Raw genomic sequence first — 13,123 nt, forward strand, 5'->3', positions numbered from 1 at the left:
ATGAAAAAATCTTCACTAACCATTTTAGGATGTCATTCTTCAATTCCTACAAAAATATTTCATCCAACATCTCAAATATTAGAAATGAAAGGTCATTATTTTCTTATCGATTGTGGAGAAGGCACACAAGTTCAATTAAGAAGAACTAAAATAAAATTTAATAAGATTACAGATATATTTATATCTCATCTACATGGTGACCATTATTTTGGTTTAATAGGTTTATTATCTACATTTCATTTATTGGGTAGAGAAAAATCTATTCATATTTATGCACCTAAAGGTTTAAAAGAAATTATTGATATTCATTTTAAATGGTCTTACACAAAACTTAAATATTATATAAAATATATAGAATTAGGATCCAATAAGTTAGAAAAAATAATGGAAAATGACAATGTAGAAGTTTTTTCTATTCCTCTAAAACATAGAATATATACAAATGGATTTCTTTTCAAAGAAAAACCTAGTGATAGAAAATTAAATATAGAAGAAATTAAAAAAATACCTGATATACAAATTATTCATTATAAAAACCTAAAATTAGGTAAAGATTTTAAAACTAATGATGGAAAAATAATTTATAATAAGCAATTAACATTCAATTCACCTAAAATATTATCATATGCTTATTGTTCAGATACTGCATTTCACTTACCTATAATAGAAAGTATAAAATATGTAGATTTATTATACCATGAATCTACTTTCTTAAAAAAAGAAGAAAATAGAGCTATCAATACCGGTCATTCTACAGCAGATCAAGCTGCTCATATAGCAAAAGAAGCCAAAGTAAAAAAATTATTATTAGGACATTATTCCAATAGATTTCCTAATATAAAATCATTTGAAGAAGAAGCAAAAAAAATATTCTTTAATGTAGAAGCTACAGAAGCTCTAAAAAAATATTACTTATAATTTTTTATAAAAATTGTTCTTTCTGAAGAAAGAAAAGATAAAATTATTCCCATTGTTAAAATAGTACATGTTACTAAACATAAATCTCCTAATGTTAATTTTATTGGAAAAATAACATTTTCTGATATTTTAAATATTTTATATGTTTTTTGTAATATGTATATTACAAAAGATAATAAAATACCAATCAACCAACCAAATATTGTAATTATCAAACCTGTATATAAAAAAATATTTTTTATTTTAATAGCGCCAAAACTCCATAATAAAAAAATTTGTTTCTTTTTATCTAATTGAAGTATAAAAATAGCACTATATAAATTAAAACCAATAATTAATGATATCAAGCTAAATAATGAATAAATAAATATTCTTTCTATTTTTAATATTTTATGAAAATATTCCTCTTGATCTATTCTTGATTTTATATCAAATTTATTTCCCAATTTATTTTTTAAATTTTGTTTAACTTTAGTAATATCATTAGTATGATCAACTTTTATATCTATCGTTTGAAAATATTTTTCATTCATAAGATTCTGAATATTATGTATATCACAAAATATATATTTTGAATCATTCATTTTTTCAGAATAGAAAAATCCTTTTATAAATAGATTTTTCCGTATCAATAAAGGTTTATCATTTTTGTAGAAAAAAAAAAATAATTCCATCATTTGATGATGATTATTTGTTATTTTATTCCTAATATCATTATTATATAACATTTGTAAATCATGAAATAAGAAAGAAAAAGAATCTAATCCAATATAAACTGGAAAATCATCTATTTTTTGAAAAGAATTTATTGTATCTACTTTTTTAAAATTTTTTATAACATTTTCATATTTTGAATCTATTCCTTTTAAATAAAGAAAATATTTTTTATCATTATTATCTATATAATTTAACATAATCTTTATCTTTATAGTTTTAGAAAAATTTTCTATTCCTTTTACAGATTTCAATTTTTTTTCTATAATTAAAAAATTATTATCTTTCATTAATTCTTTTTTCTTGAGACAAGAAATCCTAATATCAGGATAATTTTTATCATAAAAATTTTTGCTTAAGTCTTCTAGTCCAGAAAAAATAAATAAAATTATAGATAAAGAAAATGCAGAAATACTGAGAGAAATAATAGATAAAATAACAATTATATTTACAATATTGATTCTTTTTTTAGAAAAAAGATAACGTATAGCTATTTGAAAATACATATTAAATATGTACTAATTATTGTAAATAACACGAAAATCTAATTTTGGCACTTTTTTTACACGATATCTAAGTCTTTTAGAAAGTAATTTTCTATAAAATCTAGATTTAGATCGAATAAAGTAAATAATTTCTTTGTCTAAGAATGGATAAATATTGATATACACTTTTATTCTATTCATATTAGAATTAATATTTACTTTCATTAAAGTAACTAAAAAATTTTTTTTTATATAACGAACTTCTTCATTTAGTATTTCTGCTATTTCTATAAATAGAATTGAAGATAATTTTTCATTTTTAATTTTTTTCATAAAACTAGAAAAGTTGAAAAAAAAACTATAAAAATTTGTAATGGGAAAAATAATGTTGTAAAATTGTATTATTTTATTAGGTCCCATAGCTCAGTTGGTTAGAGCACCTGACTCATAATCAGGGAGTCGCTGGTTCAAATCCGGCTGGGACCATTTATTCATGAACATTTTTGTAACCGGGGAGGGACTCGAACCCACAACTTACAGTTTAGGAAACTGTTGTTCTATCCTATTGAACTACCCAGTCCATTATTTATTATATCTATTGATTTTCATTTAAAACAATAGATACTACAGATTTATTATTTTTTGTTTTTTTAAAACAAACATATCCAGATTTTATTGCATATAGAGTATGATCTTTTCCGATGCCTACATTGATACCAGGATGATATTTAGTTCCACGCTGACGAATTATTATACTTCCAGAACTAGCATATTGATTTCCATATATTTTAACTCCTAATCTTCTTCCTATTGAATCTCTTCCATTTCTAGAACTACCTGAACCTTTTTTATGAGCCATATTAAATTTTTTTAATGAATGAAATTACTTTTATTTTTGTAAAATAAGGCCTAAATCCTTTTTTAACTTTATACCCTTTTCTTCTTTTTTTTTTGAAAATAACAATTTTTTTTCCTTTTAAATGTTCTAAAACCTCTATTTCTACAGTTACATTATTTAAAAATGGGTTTCCTAAAAAAATTTCTTTTTCTCTTACAAATAAAAAAACTTTATCTAATGATATTTTATCTCCTAATTTTTCAGAAAGTCTAGGAACATAAAAATATTTATTTTCAAAAAGTTTAAATTGTATTCCTTGTATATTAACGATAGCATAATTCATAAATTATATTTATTAATAATATTTCTAGCTTTTATAATAGATTCAAATAAGTAATCTATTTCTTCAAAAGTATTATAAATAGAAAAACTAGCACGAATCATTCCTGTTACTCTAAAAAAATCCATTAATGGTTGAGCACATAAATGACCAGTACGAACTGCAATCCCTAAACGATCTAAAATACTTCCTATATCAAATGGATGAAAATCTTTTAAATTAAACGAAATAATACTAGATTTTTTATTATCATTTCCATATAATTTTATTCCATCTATAGATTCCAAACGTTTTGTAGCATATTTTACTAATTTATCTTTATAACACTGAATATTTGATACTCCTATTTCTGTTACAAAATCTATAGCAGCATCCCAAACAATAACACCTTCTATATTTGGAGTACCTGCTTCAAATTTAAATGGTAACTTTGAATAAGTTGTATTTTTTTTAAAACTCACATTTTCAATCATTTCTCCACCAGATTGGTAAGGATCAAAATTTTCTAATATTTCTTTTTTTCCATATAAAACTCCAATTCCAGTTGGACCATACATTTTATGAGCAGAAAAAACGTAAAAATCAACATTTAAATCCTGCATATCTATATTAAAATTAGAAATTGCTTGTGCACCATCTATTAAAACTAATGCTCCATATTTATGAGATAAATCAATAATCTGTTTAATGGGATTAATGATACCTAAAACATTGGATATATGACTAATAGAAACTAATTTTGTTTTTTCTGAAATTATTGATTTAAAATTTTTTAAATCTAATAATCCATTTTCATTTATTTGTACTACTTTTAAAATAATTCCTATTTTATTAGATAATATTTGCCATGGAACAATATTAGAATGATGCTCTATGCAGGAAAGAATAATTTCATCTTTTTTATTCAGTAATGGGCCAATACATGATGCTACTAAGTTAATAGATTCTGTAGTACCTTTTGTAAAAATAATTTCTGAATAATGTTTTGCATGAATAAATTTTTGTATTTTTTCCCTTACATTTTCAAATTGATGAGTTGCTCTTTGACTTAAAAAATGAACCCCTCTATGAATATTAGAATTTATTGAAGAATAATATTTTTTAGATGCTTCAATTACTTGCGAAGGTTTTTGAGTAGTTGCTGCATTATCTATATAAACTAAAGGATTAGAATATACTTTTTTATTTAATATTGGAAATTTTTTTCTTATTTCTAAAATATCTTCTTCTAACAACATATATTATAATACATTTAATTTATTCAGTTTTTTTTCTATACTATCATTAATTATCCTTTTTAAAGGAAGAATATGAATATATTTTAATATTTCTTCTAAAAAAGATAGTAATAATAAAATTTTTGCTTCTTTTTCAGGAATACCTCTAGATTGAAGATAAAATAATTCAGATTCTTGAATATTTCCAACTGTACATCCATGTGAACATTTTACATTTTCAGAATAAATTTCTAGTTGAGGTTTTGTATAAATATCTGATTCATCAGAAAGTAATATATTATTATTTTTTTGAAATGCATTTATTCCTTTTAAAAATTTATTTATGAATATTTTTCCATTAAATCTACCCTTAGATTTTTCCCATAAAATACTCTTATAAAGTTGATAACTATAAGTATTTGAAAACAAATGTTTTACACATACATTTTGATCAATTATTTGATTCTTTGATAAAAGAGATATTCCATATAAATAAGAATATGCATTCTCTCCATAAGAATTTAACTTTAAATTATTCAAAATCGTTTCTCCTTGAAAAGAAAAAGTATATATAGAAAATACACTATTATTTTTTTGTTCAATAAAAGTATTATCTATAACAAATGAATCTTTTAATCTATCTTGTATCTTATAAAAAGAGACTTTACTATTATCTAATGCATAAATTTCATTTACAATATTTATCAATGATGATGAATTATTTTTTAAACATTTATGATGTTCTATAATTTTAACATTAGCCCCTTTTCCCACTATGATTAAATTTCTTATATTTATCATTAACTTTCGTTTCATACCTGTGGTAATGTATAATATTTCTATAGGTTTTTTTAAATAAACATCATTTTGAATATGAATAAATGCTCCATCTTTTGAAAAGATAGTATTAATCGCATTAAAAGGTTCATATTTATATGATAATTTCCCGTAGAAATCCTTAATCATATTTGTTTCTTGTAAAAAAACATTTGATAATGTAACATCATCAATATCATTATAATATTTTCGTATTGGATAATAAACTCCATCTATAAAAACAAATAAAAAATAATTATCATCTTTTAATAATATTTCTTCTTTTATTATATTTTTCTTATATTTTTTTCTATTTTTTATTTCTATATCTTCCAATAAAATATCATAATCTTTATTAATAACTTTATTAATAGAAGAATATATAGATTTTTTATTGAACAAGTTATCATCATAAATAAGAAATCCTTCTTTTTTGAAAGAATTAATATTCCGTTCTTGTAAAGAACGGATATGCGAATTTTTTTGGTAGGAAAAATTTTTTAATAAAAAAATTATTTTTTCTTTTAATTGCATTAATTTTCGAATTACAAATCAGTTTTCCTTTAGTTGATTTTTTTTATCCAATCATATCCTTCTTTTTCCAGTTTTTTGGCCAATTTTTTATTTCCGGACTTAACAATTTTACCATTATATAAAATATGCATTATATAGTCTGAATCTATGCTATCTAATAATCTATTGTAATGAGTTATAATTAAAGTAGAATTCATGTTTTTTTTTAAATGATCAATTACTTTTGCTACTATACGAATAGCATCTATATCTAAACCAGAATCTACTTCATCTAAAATAGAAAATAATGGATTTAACATCATCATTTGAAATATTTCAATACGTTTTTTTTCTCCACCTGAAAATCCATCATTTAAAGAACGATAAATAAAATCCTTTTCTAAATTTAGAAAAGAAGATTTATTTTTTGCCTTTGTAAGAATATCTTTAGCTAACATATGATCCATTCCTTTAGCTTTTCGAATAGCATTAATAGATGTTTTGATAAAATTGATAATAGGCATTCCTCGTATTTCTATAGGATTTTGAAAAGAAAGAAAAATACCTAGATGAGAACGTTCTTCCGGAGAAAGATTCATTAAGTTCTTATTTAAGAAATAAATACTTCCTCCAGTAACTTTACATTCTTTTTTTCCTGCAATAACAGAAGCAAGAGTACTTTTACCAGAACCATTAGGACCCATAATTACATGAATTTCTCCAGGAGATATTTTTAAATTAATTCCATTAATAACTTTTTTTTCTCCTATAGAAACGTATAATTCTTTTATGATTAGCATATTAATTTTTATTAACCAACAGATCCTTCTAAAGAAATTTCTAATAATTTTTGTGCTTCTACAGCAAATTCCATAGGAAGTTTTTTTATAATTTCATTGCTAAATCCATGAACGATCAAAGAAATAGCTTTATCTGTATCAATACCTCTTTGATTACAATAAAAAATTTGGTCTTCCCCTATTTTTGATGTAGTTGCTTCATGTTCTACTTGAGAGTTTTTATTATATACATGAATATATGGAAAAGTATGAGCTCCACAATAATCACCTATTAATAAAGAATCACATTGTGAAAAATTTCTTGAATTAATTGCTTTTTTTGTTATTTTTACTAATCCCCTATAATTGTTTTGCGCATGCCCAGAAGATATTCCTTTTGAAATAATAACACTTTTACTATTTTTTCCTATATGTATCATTTTTGTTCCAGTATCTGCCTGTTGAAAATCTTTAGTTAAAGCTAAAGAATAAAATTCACCTATAGAAAAATCTCCTTTCAAAATACAAGAAGGATATTTCCAAGTAATTGAAGACCCTGTTTCTACTTGTATCCAAGATATTTTAGCGTTTTCTTCACACAAACCACGTTTTGTGACAAAGTTAAATATACCTCCTTCTCCATTTTTGTTTCCAGGATACCAATTTTGTACAGTAGAATATTTTATTTTAGAATTTTTTAATGCTATAATTTCCACTACTGCTGCATGTAATTGATTTTCTTTTCTTTCAGGAGCTGTACATCCTTCTAGATAACTCATTTGAGAATCTTCATCCGCAATAATTAAAGTTCTCTCAAATTGACCAGTTTTATCTTCATTAATACGAAAATATGTCGATAATTCCATAGGACACTGAACTCCTTTTGGAATATAACAAAAAGAACCATCAGAAAATACAGCAGAATTAAGAGCGGCATAAAAATTATCTTTTTTCGAAACGACAGATCCTAAATATTTTTTTATCATATCTGGACATTTTCTTAATGCATCATTAATAGAGCAAAATATAATACCTTTTTCTTCTAATTTTTTTTGAAATGTAGTAGTTAAAGAAACGGAATCTAGTACAATATCTGTTGCTATATTTGAAATAGCATTTTTTTCTTCTCTATTTTCTATATTTACTCCTAGTTTTTTAAATGTATCTATTAATTCTGGATCAATATTATATGATTTGTTAAAATCTATTTTTTTTTTAGGAGATGAATAATAACTAATATTTTGAAAATTAGGAACTGTATATTTTATATTTGCCCATCTTGGTGGTTTCATTTTTTTCCATATCTTGAATGATTCAAGCCTCCAATCTAACATCCATTTAGGTTCATTTTTTTTCTCCGTTATTTTATGAATAATTGTTTCATTTAATCCTACTGGAATTTTATCCGATTTTATAGGAGTATAGAATCCATATTTATATTCAGAATTTTTAACTATATCTAGTATATTATTATTTTTTTTCATGTTTCTAAGAACAAGAATATTTTTTATAAAGAAAAACTTTTTCCACAACCACAAGTATGTTTAGCGTTAGGATTTTTAAAATAAAAACCTTTTCCATTGAGTCCATCTGAATATTCTAATGTTATTCCTTCCAAATACATAAAACTATTTTCATCTATTAATATTTTTATTTTTTCTTTTTGAAAAAATTTATCTTCTTTTCTTTTTTGTTTGTCAAAAGTAATTTCGTAAGATAATCCAGAACATCCTTCATTTTTAACTCCAAGTCTAACAAAAGAAACATCCTTTGATAAACCTTCTTTTTTCATAAGAGAAAGAAGTTTATTTTCAGCTTTTTCAGATATAAAAATCATAATAATTATAATTAATTTATTTTAATATTATTTTTTGTTTGTCAAAACTAAATTTATTTTAAATCCTTCTTTTATTTTCCATTTTTCTACCATTCCAGCATTAATTTCTAAAATATATTTTATTGTTGAAGGAAGCAAATTTATATCTATTTCATTTATTGGATTAACATTTTTATTTATATAAATAATAGTATTATATTCATCAATATAAATAATATCTAAAAACTTTCTAATACCTTGAGTATTTATTTTTTTATATTCTTCTTGATTTTTTAATAAAAAAATTATTCCTCTATCTTCTTCCATAGAAGATCTAAATTTTAATCCATTTATTTTATCAGTATACTCTTTAGCTATTTCTATTTCAATTTTTTTTACAATAACAGAATTATTATTTATTAAATATAAATCTCCATGTTTAATAAATTCAATATTTAATGAATTACATATATCCGAAAAAAAATTGTTATTTGATATATTATTTACCCTTTCAGAAGAAAATATTAGAAGAAATAAAATTATTACAGATAATAAAATATATAATTTACTCATGATAAAAAAATAATTTTTTTATCCTTGATAACCTTGATAAAATAATAAGAATTATTCCAAAAATAATGAAAGGAATACTAAGAATCTGTCCAGTATTCAAGAATAATAAACTAAAAAATTCATTATTATTTTGTGGTTCTTTCATAAATTCTAATAAAAAACGTACAGACCATAAAGAAATAAAGAAAATTCCAGATAAAAATCCATCATTAATATTATTTTTTTTATGATATAATAACCAAAGTAATATAAAAATTAATAAATAACTAATAGATTCGTATATTTGCGTAGGATGTCTTGGAATTATTTCTCCATAATTTGGGTCCATTTGAATAAATTTAACGGCCCAAGGTAATTGATCATTGCATGGTTTTCCCACTATTTCAGAATTAAAAAAATTCCCTATTCGTATAAAAACAGCAGATAATGTTGCTATTATACAAAGTCTATCACATAACCAAATAAATGATTTTTTATTATTAAGTATATTTTTGATATAAAAAAGGTTAGAAATAATAATTCCTATAGTAGCTCCATGGCTAGATAATCCTCTGTATCCTACAAATTCATATCCTTTTATAAAACCTAATAACAAACTTTCGTTATTTTCTTTAATCGGCAAAAAAGCCTCTATTAAGTGATCTGCAAAATATGAAAAATCATAAAATATAATCTGCCCTAATCTAGCACCTATAATAGTTCCTAAAAAAGTATAAGTAAATAAAGGATCTAAATATTTTTTATCTACATGATCTTTTTGATAGAAATACTTCATAATATACCAACCTAATATAAAAGAAATGATAAACATTAGACTATAAACATGAATAGAAAAATTCCATAAAGTAAACTTATGGATAGGATTCCAGTTAATATACATTTTCAATATCTTTTTTCAAATAGAGTTATAATCTGATTTTCCCCAAGGATTACATTGAATAATTCTTTTCAAACTAAAAAAAATAGCTTTAAAAAAATGGAATTTTTTGAGAGAAATAATCATATATTCTGAACAAGTAGTAATATATCTACAATTTTTACCTATTGAAGGAGATATTCCTAATTGGTAGAACTTAATAAGTTCTATAAAAAGTTTATTGATAATTTTCATATGATCAAAAATTGTTATCAAAATTTAATAAATAAATCATCAACTAACTTAGTTGATTACTAATTTTTTTTATACAAAAAAATGAATAAATTTCAATTATTGATTAATTATATTGTTATGAATAATTTTGGTTAACCTATTTTTTTAAAAAAAAGTCAACTTCTTCATAAAAAGACAATGGATTATCTATATGAATCCAATGATTTGATTTTTTTATTGTTACAAATATTGATTTAGGAAATAATTTTATAATGGAATCATATTCTTTAGGAAGAAGATAATTTGAATATTCTCCTCGTAAAAACAAAGTTGGACCATTGTATACTCCTCCTTTTATATCCTCTTGTATTAAAGATTTATAATTTTTTTCTATTCCAGTTAAAAAAAAACGAAAAGACAATTTTCCATTTTTATTTCTATAAGTACATTTAGAGAAAAATGATCTTATTTTCTTGTCTAGAATCCATTTTTTTAAAAATAAAACAAGATCATTTCTTGTTTTGATGCAATGAAAATCAACATTTTTTAATGCACAAATTATATTTTCATTTTCTGTATTCTTGTATGCATTAGGACTTATATCCACAATGATAATTTTTTTGGGTATTAGAGGGTATTTCATAGAAAACTTCATAACAGCTCTACCACCCATAGAATGACCTAGTAATATTGGATGATCCAATTTATAATAACAAATATATTCAAGTATATCTTCTGATATAATATCATAATTCATTTTTTCTGAATGAAAACTGTTTCCATGATTTCTAATATCTAATAAATGAATTTCATAATATTTTGAAAATTTTTCAGCAAAAGAAGTCCAATTATCACCATTTCCAAATAAACCATGAAGTACTAAAATAGTAATTCCTTTTCCAAAAATTTTAGAATGTAATATCATTTATATATTTTTTTTATCCTTTTTAGATAACTCTGTATTGTGTTTTCTAATCCTAAATACAAGGATTCACTAATCAAAGCATGTCCTATAGAAATTTCCATAAGAAATGGAATATTTTCAATTAAAAAAGATAAATTTTCTAAATTTAAATCATGACCAGCATTAACAAATAGTTTGTTAGAATTAGCTATTTTTGCCGTGTTAATATAAGAATGAATACAATCGAATTTTTTTTTCATAAATCCAAAAGAATAATATCCTGTATATAATTCAATTCCATCTGCACCTATCTTTTTTACATATGGTACCATTTCTGGAATAGGATCTAAAAATATAGAACTTCGTATTCCTTTTCTTTTTAATTGATTAACCTTATCAGTTAATAAATTTTGATGAAGAATAGTATCCCAACCACGATTAGATGTTATCGCATGATCTGAATCTGGAACTAAAGTAACTTGATCCGGTTTTATATCCAAAACTAATTTCATAAATCTTTCATTGGGATATCCTTCTATATTAAATTCTTTTTTCACTACTTTACTAAGATCGTATACATCTTTGTAAGTAATATGTCTTTCATCAGGCCTAGGATGCACAGTTATACCTTGACCTCCAAATATTTGGATGTCTTTTGCTACTTGTAAAAGATTAGGAATATTTCCTCCTCTTGCATTCCTCAATGTTGCAATTTTATTAATATTTACACTTAATTTTACCATTTTTAATGAAATTCTTTTTTAGTAACTTGTGTAATTTCCAAATTAAATTCCTTAGCAATAGTTAACAAATGATCAAAAAGATTTGCTTGTATTTTTTCATATTTAATAGATTCTGATGTTTTTGTAAAACAATATAATTCAATAGGTAATCCGTAATGATTAGGAGCTAAATGCCTCACCATTATAGTTTCCGATTGAGATATTTTTGAATGTTGATGTAAATATTCTAATGCATATTGTTGAAACAAACCAATATTAGTTAATCTTTTATCATTTAAATCTACACTTATATTTTTTACTTTTTTTTCTTTATCTATTTCTTTTTGTACTCTATTAATGTAATTTTTTATTAAATCAACGTTTTTAAATTTTTTTAATTTTTCTGAGTTACAAAAATGAAAGGATTGTATATTGAATAGTATAGATCTTTTAATTCTACGTATATTTCTTTGTCGCATAATTTCAAAATTAGTAACAGCAGTAGAAATTAAATCATAAGTAGGGACACTTGTTATCGTTTTATCAAAATTTTCTATTTTTGCAGAAGTTAAATTGATTTCAATAACTGTTCCTTCTATATTGTATTTTGGAATTCCAATCCAATCACCTACTTTGATCATTTTCGTGGACGCCATTTGTACTCCTGAAACGAATCCTAATATTGTATCTCGAAAAACTAATATTACAATAGCTGTTATGGCACCTAAACTAGTTAAAACAGTTATAATATCATTTTTTGTAAGAATTGCAACAATAACTAAAAAACAAAATATAATAGATATTATTTTTAATAATTGCGAAAATGATCTAACGGCTATTGTCTGATGATTATTTTCGCTAGTAGCTATTCTCATAATAGAGTTGATAACTCTAATCATAAATTGTAATACAATGAGAACAAATAATATATCAAATACTTTTTCTAAATATACTATTATTGTATAATGTTGTTTAAAAATAGGTTCAATTAAAATAAAACCAATAGATAATGGGAAAAAATAAGCTAAACTATCAAATACTCTGTTTTCATATAATATGTTATCCCAAACAAAATGAGTAGAATTTACTATTCTCCTTACTACAAAACGAACACTTTTATTAAAAAGAAACCCTATAACTAATATCAATATTGAAAAAGATAACATTTTACTAATGATAATGAGGGAAATACTACTCCATTTTTTTAAATCTAAATTGTGAGTAAATTCATAACATATTTCTTGAATTTGAAAAATTAACAACATTTTCATATTATTAAAAAAAGATTATAATATATAATGATTTTGGTAGGTTGACTGTCTTCATAGTTTTCAATAACTTTACTACTTTTCATATGAAAGATAAAAATTTTTGATTTAATTTTTAAAAATAAAATTT

Annotated in this window: 16 protein-coding genes and 2 tRNA genes; 2 read left to right on the forward strand and 16 right to left on the reverse strand. The window is 22.9% G+C overall.

Features of this window, described 5'->3' with window-relative positions; genetic code table 11:
- The gene (locus tag H0H49_RS02935; protein WP_185864455.1) at positions 1-918 is read left to right on the forward strand and encodes a ribonuclease Z; all 918 of its coding nucleotides are present in this window, start codon (positions 1-3) and stop codon (positions 916-918) included.
- Here the strand turns inward: H0H49_RS02935 and H0H49_RS02940 are convergent.
- Positions 909-2,138, reverse strand: coding sequence for an ABC transporter permease (locus tag H0H49_RS02940; RefSeq protein ID WP_185864456.1), 1,230 nt, complete (start codon positions 2,136-2,138; stop codon positions 909-911). The genes H0H49_RS02935 and H0H49_RS02940 overlap by 10 nt on opposite strands.
- 12 nt (positions 2,139-2,150) lie before the next feature.
- Positions 2,151-2,450 (reverse strand): ribosome-binding factor A, encoded by a 300-nt coding sequence (locus H0H49_RS02945; protein ID WP_185864457.1) that lies wholly within the window; start codon positions 2,448-2,450, stop codon positions 2,151-2,153.
- Positions 2,451-2,529: 79 nt separating this feature from the next.
- Between H0H49_RS02945 and H0H49_RS02950 the strand changes: the two genes are divergently transcribed.
- Positions 2,530-2,603: transfer RNA gene (locus H0H49_RS02950), tRNA-Ile, on the forward strand.
- Positions 2,604-2,623: 20 nt separating this feature from the next.
- On the opposite strand, the gene H0H49_RS02955 is transcribed toward H0H49_RS02950, so the two are convergent.
- The 14 genes from H0H49_RS02955 to H0H49_RS03020 all read right to left on the reverse strand — a co-directional run bounded on the left by H0H49_RS02955 (position 2,624) and on the right by H0H49_RS03020 (position 12,996).
- Positions 2,624-2,697: transfer RNA gene (locus H0H49_RS02955), tRNA-Arg, on the reverse strand.
- Positions 2,698-2,712: 15 nt separating this feature from the next.
- Positions 2,713-2,976: a 50S ribosomal protein L27 gene (rpmA, locus tag H0H49_RS02960; protein WP_185864458.1), complete on the reverse strand. Its 264-nt coding sequence runs from the start codon at positions 2,974-2,976 to the stop codon at positions 2,713-2,715.
- Position 2,977: 1 nt separating this feature from the next.
- Positions 2,978-3,298: a 50S ribosomal protein L21 gene (rplU, locus tag H0H49_RS02965; protein ID WP_185864459.1), complete on the reverse strand. Its 321-nt coding sequence runs from the start codon at positions 3,296-3,298 to the stop codon at positions 2,978-2,980.
- On the reverse strand, positions 3,295-4,533 hold the full coding sequence (locus H0H49_RS02970) for an aminotransferase class V-fold PLP-dependent enzyme (RefSeq protein WP_185864460.1): 1,239 nt from the start codon (positions 4,531-4,533) through the stop codon (positions 3,295-3,297). The genes rplU and H0H49_RS02970 overlap by 4 nt, the downstream gene beginning before the upstream one ends.
- A 3-nt stretch (positions 4,534-4,536) precedes the next feature.
- Entirely contained in the window at positions 4,537-5,862 is a 1,326-nt protein-coding gene (sufD, locus tag H0H49_RS02975) for a Fe-S cluster assembly protein SufD (RefSeq protein WP_185864461.1), read from the reverse strand.
- Positions 5,863-5,891: 29 nt separating this feature from the next.
- Positions 5,892-6,641 (reverse strand): Fe-S cluster assembly ATPase SufC, encoded by a 750-nt coding sequence (gene sufC / locus H0H49_RS02980; RefSeq protein WP_185864462.1) that lies wholly within the window; start codon positions 6,639-6,641, stop codon positions 5,892-5,894.
- Between the two features lie 11 nt (positions 6,642-6,652).
- A complete protein-coding gene (gene sufB, locus H0H49_RS02985) occupies positions 6,653-8,104 on the reverse strand; it encodes a Fe-S cluster assembly protein SufB (protein WP_185864463.1) in 1,452 nt (483 codons plus the stop codon).
- 23 nt (positions 8,105-8,127) lie between these two features.
- A complete protein-coding gene (locus tag H0H49_RS02990; protein ID WP_185864464.1) occupies positions 8,128-8,457 on the reverse strand; it encodes a HesB/IscA family protein in 330 nt (109 codons plus the stop codon).
- Between the two features lie 27 nt (positions 8,458-8,484).
- Positions 8,485-9,009 (reverse strand): DUF192 domain-containing protein, encoded by a 525-nt coding sequence (locus tag H0H49_RS02995; protein WP_185864465.1) that lies wholly within the window; start codon positions 9,007-9,009, stop codon positions 8,485-8,487.
- Positions 9,002-9,889 (reverse strand): prolipoprotein diacylglyceryl transferase, encoded by an 888-nt coding sequence (gene lgt / locus H0H49_RS03000; RefSeq protein ID WP_185864466.1) that lies wholly within the window; start codon positions 9,887-9,889, stop codon positions 9,002-9,004. Before lgt ends, H0H49_RS02995 begins: the two co-directional genes overlap by 8 nt.
- A 15-nt stretch (positions 9,890-9,904) precedes the next feature.
- Positions 9,905-10,120, reverse strand: a complete 216-nt coding sequence (gene yidD / locus H0H49_RS03005) for a membrane protein insertion efficiency factor YidD (RefSeq protein ID WP_185864467.1) — start codon at positions 10,118-10,120, stop codon at positions 9,905-9,907.
- 136 nt (positions 10,121-10,256) lie between these two features.
- Positions 10,257-11,024 (reverse strand): alpha/beta fold hydrolase, encoded by a 768-nt coding sequence (locus H0H49_RS03010; RefSeq protein WP_185864468.1) that lies wholly within the window; start codon positions 11,022-11,024, stop codon positions 10,257-10,259.
- Positions 11,021-11,746 carry a pyridoxine 5'-phosphate synthase gene (locus H0H49_RS03015; protein WP_185864469.1) on the reverse strand — a complete coding sequence of 242 codons (726 nt, stop codon included), beginning with the start codon at positions 11,744-11,746 and terminating at the stop codon, positions 11,021-11,023. Before H0H49_RS03015 ends, H0H49_RS03010 begins: the two co-directional genes overlap by 4 nt.
- A 2-nt stretch (positions 11,747-11,748) precedes the next feature.
- Entirely contained in the window at positions 11,749-12,996 is a 1,248-nt protein-coding gene (locus tag H0H49_RS03020) for a mechanosensitive ion channel family protein (RefSeq protein ID WP_185864470.1), read from the reverse strand.
- Positions 12,997-13,123: the final 127 nt, after the last annotated feature.

Source organism: Blattabacterium cuenoti (genome assembly GCF_014252035.1).
GTDB classification, from domain to species: Bacteria; Bacteroidota; Bacteroidia; order Flavobacteriales; family Blattabacteriaceae; genus Blattabacterium; species Blattabacterium cuenoti_Z.